The following is a 20,229-nucleotide window of genomic DNA, read 5'->3' as shown; positions in this document are numbered from 1 at the left end:
CAAAAAGCTTACTTGCTGGCGACCGTCTCGGGTTGCCAGCCACCGCCAAGGGCTTTGTAAATTGCGACAATGCCGCGATACAGATCGGTTTCGGCCAGGGCCTGGGAGTCTTCGGCCGCCAGTCGCTCGCGTTGGGCATCCAGCAGGACGAGGAAGTCGGTACCGCCTTCGCGGTAGCGAATTTCGGCCAGGTCGGCGGCGGCACGGCTCGATTCGCTTTGACGAATCAGTGAGATCAACCGCTGCTGAAGTTTGCCGTAATCGCTGAACGCATTTTCCGACTCTTCCAGCGCCAACAGCACTTGCTGCTCGTAAGTCGCCAGCGCGCCTTCGGCATCCGCATCGGCACCGCGCAAACGGGCCTTCACACTGCCCAGGTCAAACGCGGCCCAGGTGATGCTTGGGCCCAGCGCCCAGGCGTTGGCCGCCGAGGAACCGATTTGCGACCCGCGCCCGGCGGTAAAGCCGAGGAAACCGCTGAGGCTGACCCGGGGGAACAAATCAGCCTTGGCCACGCCGATGCGGGCGGTGGCAGACGCCAGTTTGCGCTCGGCGCTCAGGATGTCCGGGCGACGTTGCAGCAGTTCACCCGGATCACCAATCGGCAGCGCTTTGGCAATGGCCGGCAAATCTTTCGGGCTCAGGTCGACTGTCAGCTTTTCCGGACGCTCACCCAGCAGGGTGGCGATGCGGTTTTTCTGGCGAACCTGTTCGGCCTGCAGTTGCGGCACGCTGGCTTCGACGGACGCCAAACGTGCGTCGGCACGCTCCACGTCGAGCTGATCGCCGACGCCGGCATCACGCAGGCTGATGGTGATTTTGCGCGACTCTTGCTGGTTTTCCAGGTTGGCCAGGGCGATCTTTTCACGCAATTGCGCACCGCGCAGTCGACCGTAGGAATCCACCAGTTCGGCAATCATGGTGACTTGCAGTTGGTACAAATCGGCTTCGAACGCCTGTTGTTCCGCGTTGGCGGATTCCAGGTTGCGCTGGATCCGGCCAAACAGGTCGATCTCCCACGCCATGTCCAGGCCAAGGTCGTAGCGCTCACTGTTAACCCGGTCAGTGGTTTGGCCCGGGATTTGCCCCTTGCCCAGGTCACTGCTGACTCGGCTGGTGATGGTCGGCATCGCGTTGTTGCTGACATCATCGCGAATCGCCCGAGCCGCTTTCCAGCGTGCGAACGCCACGCGCAAATCCCGGTTGCCTTGAAGTGATTGTGTGACCAACTGGTTCAGGGTCGGGTCCTCGAACTGCTGCCACCAAATGCCTTCGAAGTGCGAGCGGTCGAAGTTTTTCTGACCGGCAGCACCATCGGTGGCGGCGGTGATGTTGGCCGGCTCCGTGGCTGGGGTCTTATAGTCCGGGCCGACCGCACAAGCACTCAGGGCCAGTGCCAGCAGGCTCGGCAGGAAAGCTTTAAAACTCATTGATGCGACTCCAGTTTCAGGGCCTTGGCCGCTTTGCGCGCTTCACCGCGTTCCACAAAGTTGCGAATCAATACGTAGAACACAGGCGTCAGCAACAGACCGAAGAAGGTCACCCCGAGCATCCCGGAGAACACCGCCACACCCATGGCGTGACGCATTTCGGCACCGGCACCGCTGGAGAACACCAGCGGCACAACACCCATGATGAACGCGAAGGAGGTCATCAGGATCGGACGCAGACGCAGACGGCAAGCTTCCAGCACCGCCGCGAGCGGGTTGAGGCCTTCCAGCTGTTTGTCCTTGGCAAACTCGACGATCAGAATCGCGTTCTTACAGGCCAGCCCCACCAGTACGATCAAGCCGATCTGGGTGAAGATGTTGTTGTCGCCGCCCGACGCGATCACACCGGTAATGGCCGACAGCAACGTCATTGGTACGATCAGGATCACCGCCAGTGGCAGGCTCCAGCTTTCGTACTGCGCCGCGAGTACCAGGAACGCCAGCAATACGCAGAGCGGGAACACGAACAGCGCAGTGTTGCCGGACAGAATCTGCTGGTAGGTCAGGTCGGTCCATTCGTAGGTCATGCCGTTTGGAAGTTCTTCCTTGAGCAGTTTCTCGATGGCTTTTTCCGCCTGGCCGGAGCTGTAGCCGGGGGCTGCCGCACCGTTGATTTCAGCGGTGATGAAGCCGTTGTAGTGCATCACGCGGTCTGGGCCCGAGGTGTCGCTGACCTTGATGAAGGTCGCCAGCGGGATCATCTCGCCTTTGTTGTTACGCACTTTCAGCTGGCCGATCTGGTCGGATTCGAGGCGGAACTGTTGCTCAGCCTGAACGTTGACCTGATAGGTACGACCGAAACGGTTGAAGTCGTTGGCATACAGCGAACCCAGGTAGATCTGCAGGGTGTCGAAGATGTCACTGACGGCGACGCCGTGGGTCTTGGCTTTTTCGCGGTCGATGGCAGCATCGACCTGGGGCACGTTCACGGTGTAGCTGGTGAACAGGCCGGCCAGTTCCGGCACGTTGTGGCTTTTGTTGATGATGTTCATGGTTTCTTTGTACAGCTCTTCGTAGCCCAGGTTGCCCCGGTCTTCGATTTGCAGGCGGAAACCACCGATGGTGCCCAGGCCTTGTACTGGTGGCGGCGGGAAGATCGCCATGTAGGCTTCTTGAATCCCGGCGAACTGACCGTTCAAGGCTCCGGCGATTGCACCCGCGGACATGCTCGGGTCTTTGCGCTCGTCGAAAGGTTTCAGGGTCACGAACACGATGCCGGCGTTAGGACTGTTGGTGAAGCCGTTGATCGACAGGCCCGGGAAGGCCACCGCACTTTCCACGCCAGGCTGTTTCAGGGCCAGGTCGGACATGCGCTTGATCACGTCTTCGGTACGGTCCAGGCTCGAGGCATCCGGTAGTTGAGCGAAGGCCACCAGGTATTGCTTGTCCTGGCCGGGTACGAAACCGGTCGGGGTGTTGGCGAAACCGAAGAAGGTCAACACCATCAGGCCCGCGTACAACAGCAGGGCGATGCCGCTGCTGCGGATAACCCGGCCCACCGTGCCGACGTAACCATGGCTGGCCTTCTCGAAGAAGCGATTGAACGGACGGAACAACCAGCCACCGAAGATCTTGTCGAGGACCTTGGAGAAACGGTCTTTCGGCGCGTCATGACTTTTCAGCAAGACGGCAGCCAGTGCTGGCGACAGGGTCAGCGAGTTGAACGCCGAGATCACGGTCGAGATCGCAATGGTCAAGGCGAATTGCTTGTAGAACTGGCCAGTGAGGCCCGAAATGAACGCGGCCGGGATAAACACAGCACACAGCACCAGCGCCGTGGCAATGATCGGACCGGTCACTTCACGCATGGCACGCTTGGTTGCTTCGACCGGCGTCAGTCCGAGTTCGATATTTCGCTCGACGTTCTCCACCACCACGATCGCATCGTCCACCACGATACCGATGGCCAGTACCAGGCCGAACAGCGACAGAGCGTTCAACGAGAAGCCGAACAGGTGCATGACGGCAAACGTACCAATCAGCGAAACCGGCACCGCTACCAACGGGATAATCGAGGCGCGCCAGGTTTGCAGGAACAGGATCACCACCAGCACCACGAGGATCAGCGCTTCGAAGAGGGTATGAACCACCGCTTCGATGGAACCGCGCACGAAGATCGTCGGGTCATAGACGATGCTGAAATCCATGCCTTCAGGGAAGTTCTTCTTCAGCTCGGCCATTTTTGCCCGAACTTCATTGGAAATTTCGATGGCGTTGGAGCCTGGACGCTGGAAGATCGGGATCGCCACGGCCGGTTGGTTGTTCAGCAAGGAACGCAGGGCGTACTGACTGGAACCCAGTTCGACGCGAGCAATGTCTTTGAGGCGAGTGATTTCACCGTTATCGCCGGAGCGAATGATGATGTTCTCGAACTCTTCCTCAGAAACCAGGCGACCTTGAGTGTTGACCGACAACTGGAAGGCGGTGGCATTCGGCGCAGGCGGCGCGCCCAGTGCACCGGCGGCCACTTGGCGGTTCTGTTCACGAATCGCGCTCACCACGTCGGTTGCCGTCAGGTTGCGCGAGGCGGTCTTGTTCGGATCGAGCCAGACCCGCAGCGAGTAATCGCCCATACCGAACAATTGCACGTCACCGACACCCCCCAGGCGCGCCAGCTCATCCTTGATGTTGAGCAGGGCGTAGTTGGAGAGGTAGAGCATGTCGTAGCGTTTGTCCGGCGAGGTCAAGTGCACAACCATCGTCAGGTCGGGCGAAGCCTTGTCGACGGTGATACCGATGCGCGTCACTTCTTCTGGAAGTTTGGGCTCGGTGCGGGTTACGCGGTTCTGCACCTGCACTTGCGCGTTGTCCAGGTCAGTGCCCAGCGCGAAGGTGATGGTGAGGGTGATTTTGCCATCGGCGGTGGACTGCGAGGACATGTACAGCATGTTCTCGACGCCGGTAATGGCTTGCTCCAACGGAGCGGCCACGGTTTCACCAATGACTTTAGGGTTGGCGCCCGGGAAGTTGGCACGGACCACAACGGTGGGCGGCACGACTTCCGGGTATTCGCTGATCGGCAACTGGAACAGCGAGATGGCGCCGGCGATCAGGATCAGCAGCGACAGCACCGCTGCGAAGATCGGCCGTGAAATGAAGAATTGAGAAAAATTCATCGGAGTTTTTGTCCCTTAACCGCGTGGGGTCGCAGCAGCCAGTTTCACAACCGAACCCGGCGCGACCTTGGCAGGTGCGACTTGGGGCAGGTTGCTGGCTTCCAGCGCTTGTCGTTGTTGAGCCAGGGCGGCGATGGTTTGTTCGCTGGCCATCGGGATCACTTCAGGGGTGACCGGCGAGCCAGGGCGAACCCGTTGCAGGCCCTTGACGATGACCGTGTCGTCCTTGTTCAGACCGCTACGCACGATGCGCAAACCTTCGATCTTCGGACCCAGTTCGATGGCGCGGTAGGCCGTTTTGTTGTCGGCATCCATCACCAGCACGAACTTTTTACCCAAGTCGGTACCCACTGCTTCGTCATTGATCAGCACGGCGGAATACGTGCCGCTGCCCACCAGTTTCAGGCGCGCATAAAGGCCCGGGGTGTAGCTGCCGTCGGTGTTGTCGAATACAGCGCGACCGCGGATGGTCCCGGTTTTCGGGTTGACCTGGTTGTCGATGAAGTTCATCACGCCCTGATGCGGGTTGCCGTCTTCGTTGGACAGGCCCATGTAAACCGGGGTGGTGGCGCCGCGTTTGCCTTGGCGGGCAAGCTGGGTGTACTTGAGGAATACGCGCTCGTCTGCGTCGAAGTAGGCGTAGACCTTATCGGTGGACACGACGCTGGTCAGCGGTGTGGTATCGGCGGTCACCAGGTTGCCGGCGGTGATTTCGGCACGGCTGACACGACCACTGATCGGGGCGGTGACGCGGGTGAAACTCAGGTTCAGTTTGGCCAGGTCCAGTTGCGCCTGAAGGGCACCGACGGCGGCGCGGGCTTCTTGAGCGGCACTGGTACGCGAATCGGCCAGTTCGGCAGAGATCGCGTTGCTGGTGCGCAGGCGTTCACCGCGCTGGGCTTCGTTTTCACTGCGAGTCGCATTGGCGCGGGATTGGGCGACCAGGGCTTCGAGGCGGCGGACCTCAGCCTGGAACGGACGCGGGTCGATCTGGAACAGCAAGTCGCCTTTCTTGACCAGTGCGCCTTCAGTGAACGCCACTTCATCAATCTGCCCGGAGACTCGTGGGCGAATTTCTACCGTTTCCGGGGCTTCCAGGCGCCCGGTAAATTCGTCCCACTCGTTGATCGGTTGTTCCAGCACCTTGGCGACACTGACTTTGGCCGCGGGCATGGTGGCGGCAGACTCCGGAGCCTTGCCGCAAGCGCTCATCACCACCACGGCCAGCAGGGCCAACGGGAAGCGCAAATGTTTGAGTGACTGTTCCATGGATGCATCCGCCAATGTATTGAGATGGGCGGATGATGAGCGGCGAGGGTGTATCTCACGAATCGAATGAAGCGAAGGTAACTATCATTCGGAATGATATGAGGCTCGGGCGAGCTCTCTAGCTTGCACCTTGCGTTGGTGAGCTATCAACGGGCTTGATGGAAATTCTGTGTTGCTGGAAAAGCATCAATCAGTCTTGAAACCGAGGTGAGGCTATCGCGGGCAAGCCTGGCTCCTACATATCGTGCAATGGCCCTGTAGGAGCAAGGCTTGCCTGCGATAGCGTCGGCGACATTCATACGTATGTCACGCCAGGCTGTCCGGATCCCCAAAAAACATCTGAATCCGTGAACGCAACCAGCGCTCGCCCGGGTCATTGTCCTGCGAGCCGCGCCAGGCCATGTGCAATTCAAAACTGCGCACCGGCAGCGGCGGATCTTCAGCCCGAACACCACCGGCAGCCGTCAGCGCGTCGGCCGTGTAGTCGGGCACTGTCGCGACGATATCCGTCCCGCTCAGCAGCGTGCTCAGGCCGTTGAACTGCGGCACCGCCAGTACGACATGCCGTTTGCGCCCGAGCTTTTCCAGTTCTTCATCTATAAAGCCGCTCAGGTCGCCAGCGAACGACACCAGCGCATGCGGTCGTGCACAGAAATCATCCAGGCTCAACGGCCCCGGCACTGTGTCGGCCCGCAACAGCTTCGGCATGCTGCGACGTAGTACTTTGCGCTTGGCGTTGGCCGGCAGGTCGGCGGTGTAGCTGACACCAATGGAGATCTCGCCCGAGGCCAGCAGGCTTGGCATCAGGATGTAATTGGCCCGGCGCACCACCAGGACGATGCCCGGTGCTTCGGCCCGCAGGCGCTTGAGCAGCATCGGCAGCAGGGCGAACTCGACATCGTCCGAAAGGCCGATGCGAAACACCGCGGTGCTGGTGGCCGGGTCGAATTCCGCCGCACGACTGACCGCGGTGGAAATCGAATCCAGTGCAGGGGAGAGCAGGGCGAAAATTTCTACCGCCCGGGCGGACGGCTCCATGCTGCGACCGGTGCGCACGAACAACGGATCATCGAACAGCCCACGCAGGCGCGAGAGCGCCGCACTGATGGCCGGCTGGCCGAGAAACAGTTTCTCTGCAGCGCGGGTTACGCTGCGTTCGTGCATCAATGTTTCGAAAACGATCAACAGGTTCAGGTCGACACGACGCAGGTCATTACGATTCATCTGGAGTCCTGGCAGAGTCATCAAGCTTGACGAGAGCGGCCATATGAGAACAATGGCCGGCATGAATCTTACGGGGAAAGGCTGCTACTCTGCACCGTGTAATTCAGTTTTTCCCGAAAGGCCGCTTCGATTTTCACGACATTTGACAATGTCGCCGGTGCTGCGGAATCAATGACAGGCATGTCGACTATTAATAGCCACTGATAGTCTTGGGTAGAAAGCCCGGATAGAGTTCATGGCATTAGAGGTTACTTTGACGAGGTTTGCGATGTCCCGCACGATCCGTTTTCACAAGTTTGGTCCAGCCGAGGTGCTCAAATGCGAAGAGCATGCGGCAGTGCTTCCTGCTCCGGGCGAAGTGCAGGTGCGCGTCGAGGCGATTGGCATCAGCTGGTATGACACGCTTTGGCGCCAGAATCTGGCCTCGTCCCACGCTCGTCTGCCTTCGGGCCTGGGCCAGGAAATGTCCGGCGTCGTTACGGCGCTCGGCGAGGGCGTGGATGACCTGGCAGTGGGTGACAAGGTCGCTAGCTTCCCGTCGCAAAGCCCGAACGATTATCCGGTGTACGGCGAGCAAATTGTTCTGCCTCGCTCGGCGCTGACCCGCTATCCCGATGTGCTGAACCCGATCGAAGCGGCCGTGCATTACACGCCGTTGCTGATTGCTTACTTTGCTTACGTCGATCTGTCACGCGTCAAGCCCGGGCAATTCGTCCTGGTGACCGACGCCAGCCATTGTGCCGGACCTTCGTTCGTCCAGCTTGGCAAGGCCTTGGGTGTACGCGTGATTGCTGCCACCAAAACGGCGGATGAGCGTGAGTACCTGTTGTCGCTCGGTGCCGAGAAAGTGATCGTCACCGAAGAAGAAGATCTGCTCATGCGGATCAACAAAATCACGGACAACCGCGGTGTGGATGTGGTGTTCGATGGTTTGGGCGGTCCGCAGATGTCGCTGCTCGGTGATGTGCTCGCCCCGCGTGGAAGCCTGGTGTTGTATGGCCTGCAGGGGGGCAACCAGACGCCGTTCCCGGCCTGTGCAGCGTTCCAGAAGAACATTCAGTTCTTTGTGCACTGTATCGGCAATTTCACCGGCAAGCCGGAACTGGGCATCATCCAGGACCAGGTCGCGCTGCAACGTGCCTTGCGTGACATCAACCAGTTGACCGCGGACCGCGTGCTGCTGCCGCTCAAGACTCGGGTCTTTCCGTTTTCCGAGTTTGTCGAAGCACATCGCTACATGGACGAATGCCCGTGCCGCGAGCGGGTGGCCCTCCAGGTCGAGCCTGTGTAACTCCCCGTTAAAAGTCCGTGCTTGCACGGACTTTTTCATTCCCTTGTCGAAAGCATGAGGCGTCCTGTCAATCCATGACGGGGCCGTTCAGCAACTGAACTGGTTTTTGCCCTCAATCGGTATCTTCTAATCATCATATAAGCCTTGATAATTGAATGATTACTTTCATCTCAAGGAATGAGCTATGGCTGTTTATCGGGGCTCCGTAATACACGCTCAACAATTAGTGTGTTTTCGAAAAGTTGAGGAAGTGCGCAGGGTAACTTCTTTCTTTATTTGTCGTACTACCTGTCTGTGGGAAGTTGTCGGATATTTCCTAGGATGTCTCGTGCCCTCGCCAGAGGCCCGCCCTGCATGGGTTGAAGGCTCGCGGCGGCACGGCGCATCATTGGTTGCGTCTAATCATTTCAAATAATGACTAAAAACCAAGTGTTAATATTTCATATCAACTCCAGCACTCTAATCATGACAGGTGACCGATTGCATCATGCATGACGTTGTTTGTGTGACATCGACTCTATGAGTAACAGGTAAACGAAGATGACCAATACCCATGATCAGGCAATGAACTATGTTTATCAGCAAGTACTGCAACGATTGCTGAGTTTTTTCTCACGGGCTGAACGTACGGCTTTGCAACTGATGATTCAGCGCATCGTGGTCGCAGCCGGTGGCATGGAACGTATCGGCGAATACAAGGTGCTGACGATCCAGTCCGGCACCCGAGACAATTGCTACACCCTTGCTCTGCTGCGCGCCGCACAATTGAGTATTGCCGGCCGGGCCCCGGCGACATTCCAGCTGCGGGTGGCGACCTTGCGATCGAACGGGGTGGTGTCGGCGGCCCTTGAAAATATCCATCGCAGTTGCAGCGCATTGTTTCTTTACGATGATCCTCGCGTTGAAGTGTTGATGGTCGATAACCGCGAGGTCCTGCCGTTCAATCATGCAGTAGCAATCTCCGAAGCCGGACGGGAGTCAAATCGCCTCAATCTTTTGATGGTGGGTCACCGTCGAACCTGGAACGGCCCCCTCGACCTTTGGGATGACGCCTACCTGGCAACCGGCGAGTTCTACGGGCAGATAGCCCGTTGGGATCGCGGTGTCGATGCCTTGGTCAGCAGCGATTCGCCTCGTCAGCAAAAGCAGTTACTGGAGGGGTTGAACCGTGCTGCGGCGAAGGCCGGTTTCAAGGCCCCGGATCAACCGGAAACCAGCTATGAGCAGCTCTTTGCTCGACTCGATGAACTGGGCAGCGATTGCTATCGCGAGTTTTATCCAGATCACGAACAAGCCGCGTGGCGCCCCGCAGAAGGTTTTGAGGCGTGTCGCCGTGCGACCTACATCGATATTCACGACATGTTGGTCAGCAACCTGGAAGAGCGCTGGCCGCTGCTCACTGAGTTCCTGAAGTTTCAACCTGACGGGCTGACGACTCAATTGGGCGATTACGAATTCGTCAGCCTTTCGATTGCCGCACACCTGCGGGGGCTGCAAGCCTGCTTCGTGCAGGGTCGCGCGTATGAGGCCGGTGTTGCCGACTATGTGCAGCGGGTATTGGTGATGATGCGCCGCAAGCACCTTCCTGAGCATGCGTGTGAACAGGCATTACAGGCGTTTTGTGCCCCGGCAATCCTGTCCGATCAGCGGGAATTGGCGGCGATAGAGGCTCAAAGGACCTTGGGTCTGAATGAAGCTCAGTTGGTGTGTTTGCTGTTCGCTCCTTTTGTCGAGCATGGCGCATCGCTTGAATACTTTCTGCGCCAGTGTCATCCCGGCATGCTCGTGGCGTTGCCGGACCTGCATCGGGCCATGCAGGGCATGCCTGCACCCGAGCAGGTTTTGCAATGGATGGTTGACGTCAGCGGGTTACCCGTCAGCCTGATTGGTACGCTTTATCGCATGGGGCCGGTGGTCAGCGGCGAACCTGCGGACGTGGGGCAGAGCGCAGATACAAGGGAGATTGACGTTGTGACGAGCGAACGGTCAGCGGGACGTTGAAGGTGCCCGGCTTGGTAACGTCCGCTCAGCGGCTTTGGGCCGTGTTCAGCGTGTTCGGTCATTGCTCATGAAAGGACCCCGAGAAACCGATTTCGCTTATCAGGCGGTGTACCGCTACCTGACCCACCTCATCAGCGAGCCGGCCAGCGATACGCGCGTGCGCCTTCCTTCGTTACGACAGTTGGCGGAACGCCTGAGCGTATCGATTTCCACCATTCAGTACGCTTACTCGCTGCTGGAAAAGGAGGGGCGAGTCTATTCGGTCGCCAAATCCGGTTACTACGCATTGCCCGTGTCCTTCATCCGGCCGCCGTGCAGCGGCAATGACCTGCTGGAGACGGTTTATGTCAATGCCAGGCGCCCGGGAATGCTGGTGTTGAGTACCGATGAACCTGCGCTGTTGCAGCCGTTGGACAGCCCACTGTTGCTGCTGGAGCGAGAGCTGTTGCGCCAGTATCCGCGCCAGCCGCAATCGAGTGTTCAACCTTGCGGCGAACGGGAACTGCGCGCGGCCCTGGCGGCACGCTATACCTCCTCGCCAGCACGTTGTTGGCACGCCGACGATGTCTACATCGGCGCCGATCTGCGGGGCGTACTGGAAATATTGATCGCGGTGCTTTGTCTCAAGGACGCAACGGTCGTGGTGGAGTCGCCCTGCGACTGGTCGATCTTGCGCTTGTTTGACGCCTGCGATGTAAACGTTGTCGAGGTGGCATTGCAAGCCGATGGTGGGCTGGATCACGACCATCTGCAGTTGTTGCTGGAGTCCGAGCCGGTGAGGCTGGTGATGCTGTCGTCCGGCCTGAACATGCCGCGTGGCAGTGTGGCCTGCGACAGCAACAGACAGAAGACCGCACAGTTGCTGGAGCGACACGGTAGTTGGGTGTTGGAGAATGACTGTTACGGCGAACTTGAATATGAACCCGGCCGTCCACGGTTTCGCGATTTACTGGACCCGGACAGATTGATCGTATTTTCCACGTTCGAGAAAGTCATCGGGCCAGAAGCGCCTTATGGTTATCTGCTTTCGCGGCAACTGCGCAGTGAACTGCAGCGGCACTTTCTGCTGCGCTCGTTCCGCTTGTCGCCGATCCGCCAGAAAGCCATCGCGCGCCTGTACAACAATGGGCGGATCGACCAGCACTTGTTGGTGCTGCGACGACTGCTCAAGGAGCGCAAAGTGCAAATGACCCAGTTGCTTGAGGAGCGCCTGGCGGATGCGTTGCACTATGTCGACCCCAAGGGCGGAGCGACGGTCTGGGTTCGTTCGTTGCGTCGGGTCGATGTGCGCGGCGTGTTCCACCGCCTGCTCAAGCAACAAGTGGTGGTGGCGCCGGGGGAATTGTTCAGTTTGCGCGGGCTGCATGCGCAACATTTACGATTGAGCCATACCTTTGGCGGTGAGCATGATCTTGGCGTTGCACTGGGCTTGCTGGGGGATGCCTTGCGTCTGGAGGCGGTCGATTGAACGAGGTTATAAAACATCCTCGATCTTCCTGGATCGATAACATCGCGTTGCGGTCAAACTGCCAGTAAACTGCGATCCAATTCCTGAACCACTCTATTTCAGAGGTTTTGCATGACACTCAGTCCTTTTGCGGGCAAACCGGCACCGGCAGAATTGTTGGTCGATATCCCGCGACTGGTAACGGCCTATTACACCGGCCAGCCTGACGCCGCCATCTCAACCCAGCGTGTAGCATTTGGCACGTCCGGGCACCGAGGCAGCTCGTTCGACCTGAGTTTCAACGAGTGGCACGTTCTGGCTATCAGCCAGGCGATCTGCCTGTATCGCGAAGCCCAGGGCATCGACGGCCCGTTGTTCGTCGGGATCGACACCCACGCACTGTCCACGCCGGCGGGTGCCAGCGCCCTGGAAGTGTTGGCGGCGAACGGCGTCACCGTGATGATCGCCGAAGGTGATGAATACACGCCGACCCCGGCCATTTCCCATGCCATTCTCTGCTACAACCGTGGTCGCACGTCGGGGCTGGCGGACGGTATCGTCATCACGCCGTCCCACAACCCGCCGCAAAGCGGTGGCTACAAGTACAACCCCACCAACGGTGGTCCGGCCGATACCCATATCACCAAGTGGATCGAGGCCAAGGCCAACGAACTGCTGGCTGCCAAGCTCGCTGGCGTCAAGCGCATCAGCTATGAGCTGGCGCTGAAAGCCAGCACGACTCACCGTCACGATTACCTCAATACCTACGTTGCCGATCTGATCAACGTGATCGACTTCGACGCCATCCGTGATGCCAAGCTGCGTCTGGGCGTTGATCCGTTGGGCGGAGCAGGGGTGCGCTACTGGTCGGCTATTGCCGAGCACTACCGTCTGGACCTCGACGTGGTCAACAAACAGGTTGATCCGACGTTCCGGTTCATGACCGTCGACTGGGACGGCCAGATCCGCATGGACCCATCGTCCAGCCACGCGATGCAAGGCCTGATCGGCCTCAAAGAGCGCTTTGATGTCGCGTTTGCCTGCGACCCGGATCATGACCGTCATGGCATCGTTACGCCGTCCGGTGGTTTGCTTGCACCGAACAATTACCTGGCGGTATCGATCGACTACCTGTTTCAGAACCGCCCGCAGTGGCGCGCCGATGCAGCCGTGGGCAAGACCGTGGTCAGCAGCGGCTTGATTGATCGCGTTGCCAAGCGCCTGGGGCGTCGATTGTACGAAGTGCCCGTCGGCTTCAAATGGTTTGCTGACGGTCTGTTCGACGGTTCGCTGGGTTTCGGCGGCGAAGAAAGTGCTGGCGCCTCGTTCCTGCGCAAGGATGGCGGTGTCTGGTGCACCGACAAGGATGGCTTGATCCCGGCACTGCTGGCAGCAGAAATGACTGCTCGCACAGGCCGCGATCCGAGTCAGGCCTATCGCGCATTGACCGACGAACTCGGCGAGCCGTTCTCGGTACGCGTGGATGCCAAGGCCAACCCTGAACAGAAAGCCTTGCTGAGCAAGCTGTCGCCGGATCAGGTCACCTCGACCGAGCTGGCGGGCGAAGCCATCCAAAGCATCCTCAGCCATGCGCCGGGTAATGATCAGGCCATCGGCGGCCTGAAGGTCATGACTGAAAACGGCTGGTTCGCGGCGCGCCCATCGGGCACGGAAGACATCTACAAGATCTACGCCGAAAGCTTTGTGAGTGATGACCACCTCAAGCAATTGGTGGCAGAAGCACAAACACTGGTGGATGGCGCAATCGCTGCGAAGTGATTGAAGACCCTATCGAGGGCAAGCCCGGCTCCCACAGTGTCAGTGTCGAACACAAAATCTGTGATCACCACTGAACCTGTGGGAGCGAGCTTGCTCGCGATGGCTTCAGTCCAGGCACCAAAATTCCAAAAAAAAAGGGGCGACCATAACGGTCGCCCCTTTTTTTGTCCGGAGTTTTTTACTCGATCAAGCCAGGTCGACCAGGACGATTTCACTGTCCTCGATCGCTGTCACTCGCAACACCTGCTCATCGGCCACGGCAACACCGTCTCGAGCTTGTGCACGCAAGCCGTTGACTTCAATGACACCGGTGGCTGGCACCAGGTAAGCGCGACGACCGCTGTCCAGGCGATATTCAGCCGATTCACCGGCCTTCAGGTTGGCCGCCACCAGGCGCGCATCGGCACGGATTCGCAAACTTTGATCATCACCGGATTTGCCGCTGGCCAGAGTCACGAAGCCTTCACGCTCACCTTTCGGGAACGGCTTGGCGCCCCAGGACGGTGCAAGGCCGGACTCGTTCGGGATAATCCAGATCTGGAAAATCTTGGTCGGTGTCGCCTCCAGGTTGTATTCGCTGTGTGCGATCCCGGTGCCGGCGCTCATCACCTGAACATCACCTGCTTCGGTGCGGCCCTTGTTGCCAAGGTTGTCCTGGTGAGTAATCGCGCCTTCACGAACATAGGTAATGATTTCCATGTCCCGATGCGGGTGTTGTAGAAACCCGGTGCCAGGGGCGATCACGTCATCGTTCCACACCCGCAGGTTGCCCCAGTTCATGCGCTTGGGGTCATAGTACTCAGCGAACGAAAAGTGATGATGGGCATCCAACCAGCCGTGATGGGCGCCACCCAAAGAGCTAAAGGATCTGAGTTCGAGCATGATCGTTTCCTGAAAGGGGTTAATGGCGAGCATCATCTATCAGGCACTCATCGATAAAAAGCGTAAAAAATGCCTCATTACCATCGAATTAGTTGATGCAAAATAACCTCAAAACGTTCTCATCCAGCCTTCACTTCATCGCATAAGCCAATGACCTGTAAGCATTTCACTAGAACTGAACAGCAAATGCAGACACCATAGCCCTCAACAGCCTCACACCCTGGAGTCAGCCCGCGTGCCGCAACACACCCCCGATCTTCCTCCCGAACTTCGTCCCTTGACCGAGATGCCGCTGCTCAAACGCCTGGCCGCCCGATTCTTCGGTCATGGCTTGACCCGCCTGCGCGCCCAACACCGCGCCTCCTGGTTGCATGGGCAGGCCGACGGTTTTCGCAGCGGTCACAGCGCGGGGTTCGACTACGGCTACAAAGAAGGCCGGGTCGAAGGGTTGGAAGAAGGCCGGCAGGTGTTGCTGATCCGCGACTCGCGTTCAACCGAACATCGGCCACCCAACGTGGATGACAATCTGTTTGACGATTGGCGACTGCCATTGAGCGCTGAACTGAAGAGGCGCATGAAGGCTGATGTGGCCAGTCTGATGCCATCGCATGCCCAGCCGAGCGCTGCCCAGTGGAAGATGATTTTCAGCGATACGCCGTCAACGTCAGTGATTGCCGGGGCGGGCGCAGGCAAATCGACCACGCTGGTGCTGCGCATCCTGCTGCTGACTCACTACCTGGGTTTCGAGCTGGATTCGATGACCGTAGTGACGTTCACTCGCGAGTCACGTAAAGACTTCATTAACAAGCTGATCGAACTGTTTGCGTTGTGGGACCGTGCGCTGAGCCTCAAAGAGGCGCGCAATCTGGTGCGCACTTTCCACTCTCGTATCCTGCCGATGGTACGCAGCCTGCCGGGATTCGAGCGTTTGCAAGCGTTCGAAAACCTCAGTGATCGCGCGCAAAACGGCGACGAGGAGGTCGACAGTAATCCGTTCGACTTGCGTATCAATGATGCCCAGCGACAGCGGCTCAACGCCTGTTATCACCAGTTGCATACCCGTGACGAACGCTTTCGCGAGTTAATCAAGCCGTTGTCCCGTCACGCCTTGCAACTCAAGGAGCTGGAGCGCGACCACCCGGATGTACAAAAACGCGTGGCCGTGACCGAATTGGCCGCCAAGCGCGATGAAGAGTTATGTGATGCCATTGAAGACCTGTGGTTTCGCGCTGGCGCCTGGCCCATCAAGGGCATTGAGCCGAAACGCCAGACTTTCGATATCAATGGCTCGACGTTCCATTGCCACGGTTACATCCCGAGTCTGGATGCGTGGGTCGTGCTGGGGTTCGATCCCCGGGAAAACCCGCAGGTCTGCCGTCCGAATGCCAAGCTAACGGTCCGTGCAGAATGGGCGGTTAAGCGCACCCTGTTTCAAGCTTTCTGTCGTAAGTCATTGATATGGCTTGATAGTTACGAGTCATCAAAGCGCATTTTGACCTCGTTGGCAGGCGATGCCAGTGCGGGGCCGGGCTTTGATTACAAGGTAAAAGGAGAGCTGGCGTCAGCCCCCTTGCTGGATTGTTTTGTCGCGGCGGCCGGGTTCATAGAAAACCTCGGCCTGGATGTTCCGGGCGCAGTTGGTCAGATGAGTTTCGCCAAGGATGACCCCGACCGGTTCTTCTTCGAGGCGTTGAGTCTGTTCTGGCGGGCGCTGGAAGATCACCTGCTCGATCAAAAGCCCCCGGTGATGACCTACAACCGAATGTTCGCGCTGTTCAGTGAGCACTCTCCGGAAAACCTGAAACTGCTCAGTGACGAGCTGCTGCGGCCACTGTCACACCTGATGATTGACGAATTTCAGGACGTATCGCCACAAATCGTCTCCTGGATTCGCGCAAGCCTGGCGGAAATCCGCAGTCGCGGTCCGGCGATGCACATTGGTCGGGGGGCGCAGCGTTCATCCTTGCTGTGCGTCGGCGATGACTGGCAGTCCATTTACGGCTGGCGCGGCAGTTCGCCGACGTATTTCATGGAGTTCAATAAAGAATTCCCGTCACCAGGCACTACCAAAGTTATGCTCGGCGACAACTATCGCAGCCATCAATACATCATCGACGCTGCCGAGCATATCGTCCGTGCGGCGCCGGCTATCGCAGGCAAGAAAGCCAAGGCTTGTGGCGAGCCCAAAGCGTTGTTGCCGGTAAACGTTCTGGATCGAGACGATCAGGGCATGGCACAGCGCCTGATGGAACACTACCGGCAGGGTGATTCAATCTTGATGTTGTATCGAAAAAGCAGCGATAAGTTATTGATAGAAAAACATATTCAGTCGGTTGTTAATGTTGATTCTAGCTTGCCTTATGACGAGCGCCGACTCAAACAGCTCACCTATCACAGCGCCAAAGGCTTGCAGGCTGACGCAGTATTTTTGCTGGGCGATTGTCAGCATTTGACCCAGTCACCGTACAAGAACCAGGTTTACCAGATGGCGGGCCTTGGCAAGGCAGGCGACAGTGAGCCGTACGACAGCGCGCAAAAGGACGAAATCCTGCGACTGGCGTACGTCGGCATCACCCGGGCAGTGAGTCATTGCTACTGGTATGTGGAGGGGCAGGACTCATCCGCGGTGAACATGCCCAAGGCGTCCGACCGGATCGGCAGCGGCAAAGCGTTTTTTGCCGATCATCGCCATAGTGCAAAGTCAGCGTAATCCTTGTGGGAGCGGGCTTGCCCGCGAAGGCGTCGTGTCAGTCGAAATCGGCATCAGTTGAAAGGCCGCTTTCGCGAGCAGGTCGAATCGTCGCACCATCGCTCCCACATTGGATTTCATTGCATCTGAACAATGTGGCCAACCACAAAAAAAGCCCACATGACGTGGGCTTTTTACTGGGTGTTCAGCCATCAGGCATAGCTTCTGAGGGCCACAGGTGGGATGAACGCCTCAAGTTCATCCTCGACAGCTTCAATGATTCGCTCGACATCCGCAGCGTTCATGACGGTTGCGCAAGGAATACCGGCAATGGCGATCATGGTCTCGCCACTGGCGCGATCAAACAGCCGCGCAATCATGCTGCCCGGCGCGTCCATGCTCGCCTCGAATCCCATGGGATGAAAATGCCAGCGCATCAGCTGGCAGGCGTTTGGAAACGTGACTTTGCTGAAAGACCCTTTATTCATATGTTGCCCGCCTTCTTCATCGAGCGCTTCCTTTAGCTCAGTTTAGGAGGGGTAGAGCCTTCAATGGCTCAACCGGTGACTGCATTTAAAAGTAGCACCGGTATGTGAAAACGATGTGATTTTTTTCGGTTCTATTGAGCGCTTCGTCGATTTTTTTGTAAGGGGGTCGCGCTGGGTTTTCGCGGGGCATTTTTGCAGCCATTGAAGCCTTCGCCGAACTTGGGCAAGCTCGGCGTTTTCGCCCTGGGTTTTTTATGCACACCGATGATGATGGGCCGCAGCAGACCCGGGTCACGGGCGAGACGGTCATGCGCTACCACTTGTGCTGGAAGCACCGCGATCTGGATGGCGTGATGGCGCTTTATCACCCTGAGATCCAGTACCACGACTTTTTCCAGAATCGGGTGATGGGGCTCGATGAACTGCGTGAGTACGTGCGCGTCAGCATGCCTCGCAACCCGGGCGAAGCGCTGGAACATTCGGACCGGATTCGCCTCGACGGTAACACCGCGTTTATTCAGTACCGGATGACCTTGCGTGGCGGTGAGGGGCTGGTGTCCTTCCACACCAGTGAGGCAATCATGGTACGTGATGGCTTGATTTGGCGGGTCAACGAATACGCCACGCTGGTCCACGAGCAGGCAGACAACAAGGCGAGCAAGGCGCTGCGCCCGGCCGTCAGTCGTCTGGGGTTGTCGCCGAGACAATTGAGTTTCATGGCCGATGACTTGCAGCAGTATTTCCTGCGTCAGCAACCGTACCTGGACCCCGAGCTCGACCTGCAACGGGTAGCGAAGGAGTGTGGCTACAGTCGCAACCAGATTTCCTACTTGCTGAATCAGGTGCTGGGCCAGAGCTTCTATCGCTACGTTAACCAGGCGCGCTTGCAACATCTGCTCAGCGCACTGGACGCTGCCACGCCGCCATTGCGTATCGACGAGCTGGCGTTTGCCGCGGGTTTCAATTCGCTGTCGGCGTTCTACAACTGTTTTCGCCAGCACACCGGTCTGTCCCCCAAGGCCTATGCAAAACAAATTTCTTTGCGTGCACGCGCGCAAGACAGTCCCTGAGCCCACGCACTAGGATCGACGCCATCGAAGTTTGAGTGGCGGAGTCTTGCATGTCGGCGTGGCGCACTATCAGTTTATGGATGGATCAGCTCGACGAGCCGTTATTGGCTCGTCCGGCGCTGGAGCACGACCTGGACGTCGACGTCGCAATCATCGGCGCCGGCTATACCGGGCTCTGGACGGCGTATTACCTCAAGCGTCTGGCACCGGGCCTGGACATCGCTATTGTCGAAGCACAAACCGCCGGTTTTGGCGCCTCGGGCCGTAATGGCGGCTGGTTGATGGGCAATATCCTGGGTGAAGACCGTTTGCTCGCCGGCTTGTCGCCGGAACAACGCCGCGCGTCATTCGACCTGCTGCACGCCATTCCTGATGAAGTGGAAGTCGTCCTTGAGCGTGAGGGCATCGCCTGCGATTACCGCAAAGGTGGGGTGCTTTACTGCGCCGCACGCTACCCCGAGCAGGAAGTCAGCCTGCGCCGCTATCTGGACGACCTTTACCGCCAGGGCCTGACCGAAAGTGATTACCGCTGGCTCAGTCCCGAGCAACTGGCGCAACAGATCAGAATTGCGAAGCCCTATGGCGGTATCTATGCACCGCACGTCGCGACCCTCCATCCGGCAAAGTTGGTGCGAGGTTTAGCACGAACGGTGGAAAACATGGGGGTCAAGATCTATGAAAACAGCCCGGTCACGCAGTGGCAGTCGGGGAGTTTGCACACGGCCAAGGCACAGGTTCGCAGCCGCTGGATTGTCCCGGCAGTAGAAGGCTACGCAACCACCTTGCCGCCGCTGGGTCGGTATCAACTGCCGGTGCAAAGCCTGATCGTTGCCACGGAGCCGCTGTCGGCTGCGGACTGGGACGAAATCGGTCTGAATCAAGGCCAGGCGTTCAGCGAGAGCAGCCGCCAGGTGACCTATGGCCAGCGTACTGCCGACAACCGCTTGGTATTTGGTGCGAGGGGCGGGTACCAATTTGCCGGCAAATTACGCCACGACTTTGACCTGACAACCCACGAAGTGGAGCTACGGCGCTATCTGTTCGGCGAGCTCTTCCCTCAGATGAAGAACACACGGATTACCCACGCCTGGGGCGGCAACCTTGGCATGTCGCGGCGCTTCAAACCGCACATGTTGTGTGATCACGCCAGTGGCATTGCCTTGTCCGGTGGTTATGGCGGGGAGGGTGTCGGTGCCAGCAACCTGGGCGGACGTACCCTTGCTGATCTGATTCTTGAGCGCGATACGGAGTTGGTACACCAGCCTTGGGTCATGCCGGGTGGGCTCGACACACTCAAGGCCTGGGAGCCGGAACCCTGCCGCTGGCTCGGTTACAACGCGATCATCCGCAGCTTTGTCCACGAAGACCAGACCCTGGCCAACCCGGCTACCGCACCCTGGCGCCGCAAGCTGGCCAGCGGGGTCGCGGGGTTCATGGAAGGCTTCATGCAGTAAACAGCGCTTTCTCCCTCGACAGGTACGCC

13 protein-coding genes are annotated in these 20,229 nt (G+C 58.5%); 7 read left to right on the top strand and 6 right to left on the bottom strand.

Features of this window, described 5'->3' with window-relative positions; genetic code table 11:
• Positions 1 to 8 precede the first annotated feature (8 nt).
• The 4 genes from AB4N76_RS29270 to AB4N76_RS29255 all read right to left on the bottom strand — a co-directional run bounded on the left by AB4N76_RS29270 (position 9) and on the right by AB4N76_RS29255 (position 7,099).
• Entirely contained in the window at positions 9 to 1,430 is a 1,422-nt protein-coding gene (locus AB4N76_RS29270; protein WP_077432138.1) for an efflux transporter outer membrane subunit, read from the bottom strand.
• Entirely contained in the window at positions 1,427 to 4,606 is a 3,180-nt protein-coding gene (locus AB4N76_RS29265; RefSeq protein WP_046033147.1) for an efflux RND transporter permease subunit, read from the bottom strand. The genes AB4N76_RS29270 and AB4N76_RS29265 overlap by 4 nt, the downstream gene beginning before the upstream one ends.
• Before the next feature lie 15 nt (positions 4,607 to 4,621).
• Positions 4,622 to 5,875, bottom strand: coding sequence for a multidrug efflux RND transporter periplasmic adaptor subunit MexE (mexE, locus tag AB4N76_RS29260; RefSeq protein ID WP_077432139.1), 1,254 nt, complete (start codon positions 5,873 to 5,875; stop codon positions 4,622 to 4,624).
• Positions 5,876 to 6,181: 306 nt separating this feature from the next.
• Positions 6,182 to 7,099: a LysR family transcriptional regulator gene (locus AB4N76_RS29255; protein ID WP_046033149.1), complete on the bottom strand. Its 918-nt coding sequence runs from the start codon at positions 7,097 to 7,099 to the stop codon at positions 6,182 to 6,184.
• A gap of 268 nt (positions 7,100 to 7,367) precedes the next feature.
• Here AB4N76_RS29255 and AB4N76_RS29250 point away from each other — a divergent pair, with 268 nt between their 5' ends.
• The 4 genes from AB4N76_RS29250 (at position 7,368) to pgm (ending at position 13,617) form a co-directional block, all read left to right on the top strand.
• Entirely contained in the window at positions 7,368 to 8,390 is a 1,023-nt protein-coding gene (locus AB4N76_RS29250; RefSeq protein WP_046033150.1) for a zinc-dependent alcohol dehydrogenase family protein, read from the top strand.
• A gap of 540 nt (positions 8,391 to 8,930) precedes the next feature.
• Positions 8,931 to 10,391, top strand: a complete 1,461-nt coding sequence (locus AB4N76_RS29245; protein ID WP_046033151.1) for a hypothetical protein — start codon at positions 8,931 to 8,933, stop codon at positions 10,389 to 10,391.
• Positions 10,392 to 10,458: 67 nt separating this feature from the next.
• Positions 10,459 to 11,859 (top strand): aminotransferase-like domain-containing protein, encoded by a 1,401-nt coding sequence (locus AB4N76_RS29240; RefSeq protein ID WP_109786945.1) that lies wholly within the window; start codon positions 10,459 to 10,461, stop codon positions 11,857 to 11,859.
• A gap of 111 nt (positions 11,860 to 11,970) precedes the next feature.
• Complete coding sequence (gene pgm / locus AB4N76_RS29235; RefSeq protein ID WP_460163911.1) at positions 11,971 to 13,617, top strand: phosphoglucomutase (alpha-D-glucose-1,6-bisphosphate-dependent); 1,647 nt, start codon at positions 11,971 to 11,973, stop codon at positions 13,615 to 13,617.
• Between the two features lie 186 nt (positions 13,618 to 13,803).
• On the opposite strand, the gene AB4N76_RS29230 is transcribed toward pgm, so the two are convergent.
• The gene (locus AB4N76_RS29230; RefSeq protein WP_460163910.1) at positions 13,804 to 14,499 is read right to left on the bottom strand and encodes a pirin family protein; all 696 of its coding nucleotides are present in this window, start codon (positions 14,497 to 14,499) and stop codon (positions 13,804 to 13,806) included.
• Between the two features lie 235 nt (positions 14,500 to 14,734).
• On the opposite strand from AB4N76_RS29230, the gene AB4N76_RS29225 reads away from it, so the two are divergent.
• Complete coding sequence (locus AB4N76_RS29225) at positions 14,735 to 17,209, top strand: UvrD-helicase domain-containing protein (RefSeq protein ID WP_460163909.1); 2,475 nt, start codon at positions 14,735 to 14,737, stop codon at positions 17,207 to 17,209.
• Between the two features lie 191 nt (positions 17,210 to 17,400).
• On the opposite strand, the gene AB4N76_RS29220 is transcribed toward AB4N76_RS29225, so the two are convergent.
• Positions 17,401 to 17,676 carry a DUF1652 domain-containing protein gene (locus AB4N76_RS29220; protein ID WP_027923219.1) on the bottom strand — a complete coding sequence of 92 codons (276 nt, stop codon included), beginning with the start codon at positions 17,674 to 17,676 and terminating at the stop codon, positions 17,401 to 17,403.
• A 254-nt stretch (positions 17,677 to 17,930) separates the two neighbouring features.
• Between AB4N76_RS29220 and AB4N76_RS29215 the strand changes: the two genes are divergently transcribed.
• Together AB4N76_RS29215 and AB4N76_RS29210 are read left to right on the top strand one after the other, a co-directional pair.
• Complete coding sequence (locus AB4N76_RS29215; protein WP_077432142.1) at positions 17,931 to 18,746, top strand: helix-turn-helix domain-containing protein; 816 nt, start codon at positions 17,931 to 17,933, stop codon at positions 18,744 to 18,746.
• A 50-nt stretch (positions 18,747 to 18,796) separates the two neighbouring features.
• Positions 18,797 to 20,200, top strand: a complete 1,404-nt coding sequence (locus tag AB4N76_RS29210; protein ID WP_460163908.1) for an NAD(P)/FAD-dependent oxidoreductase — start codon at positions 18,797 to 18,799, stop codon at positions 20,198 to 20,200.
• Positions 20,201 to 20,229: the final 29 nt, after the last annotated feature.

It is taken from the genome of Pseudomonas sp. S2_F03 (genome assembly GCF_054668335.1).
Note: the sequence above shows the minus strand (reverse complement) of the source record. Positions and strands in the feature narration are given on the sequence as shown.

Coding starts and splice junctions, on each gene's coding strand:
- AB4N76_RS29270 (WP_077432138.1), bottom strand. CDS start 1,430: ATGAGTTTTAAAGCTTTCCTGCCGAGCCTGCTGGCACTGGCCCTGAGT.
- AB4N76_RS29265 (WP_046033147.1), bottom strand. CDS start 4,606: ATGAATTTTTCTCAATTCTTCATTTCACGGCCGATCTTCGCAGCGGTG.
- mexE (WP_077432139.1), bottom strand. CDS start 5,875: ATGGAACAGTCACTCAAACATTTGCGCTTCCCGTTGGCCCTGCTGGCC.
- AB4N76_RS29255 (WP_046033149.1), bottom strand. CDS start 7,099: ATGAATCGTAATGACCTGCGTCGTGTCGACCTGAACCTGTTGATCGTT.
- AB4N76_RS29250 (WP_046033150.1), top strand. CDS start 7,368: ATGTCCCGCACGATCCGTTTTCACAAGTTTGGTCCAGCCGAGGTGCTC.
- AB4N76_RS29245 (WP_046033151.1), top strand. CDS start 8,931: ATGACCAATACCCATGATCAGGCAATGAACTATGTTTATCAGCAAGTA.
- AB4N76_RS29240 (WP_109786945.1), top strand. CDS start 10,459: ATGAAAGGACCCCGAGAAACCGATTTCGCTTATCAGGCGGTGTACCGC.
- pgm (WP_460163911.1), top strand. CDS start 11,971: ATGACACTCAGTCCTTTTGCGGGCAAACCGGCACCGGCAGAATTGTTG.
- AB4N76_RS29230 (WP_460163910.1), bottom strand. CDS start 14,499: ATGCTCGAACTCAGATCCTTTAGCTCTTTGGGTGGCGCCCATCACGGC.
- AB4N76_RS29220 (WP_027923219.1), bottom strand. CDS start 17,676: ATGAATAAAGGGTCTTTCAGCAAAGTCACGTTTCCAAACGCCTGCCAG.
- AB4N76_RS29215 (WP_077432142.1), top strand. CDS start 17,931: ATGCACACCGATGATGATGGGCCGCAGCAGACCCGGGTCACGGGCGAG.
- AB4N76_RS29210 (WP_460163908.1), top strand. CDS start 18,797: ATGTCGGCGTGGCGCACTATCAGTTTATGGATGGATCAGCTCGACGAG.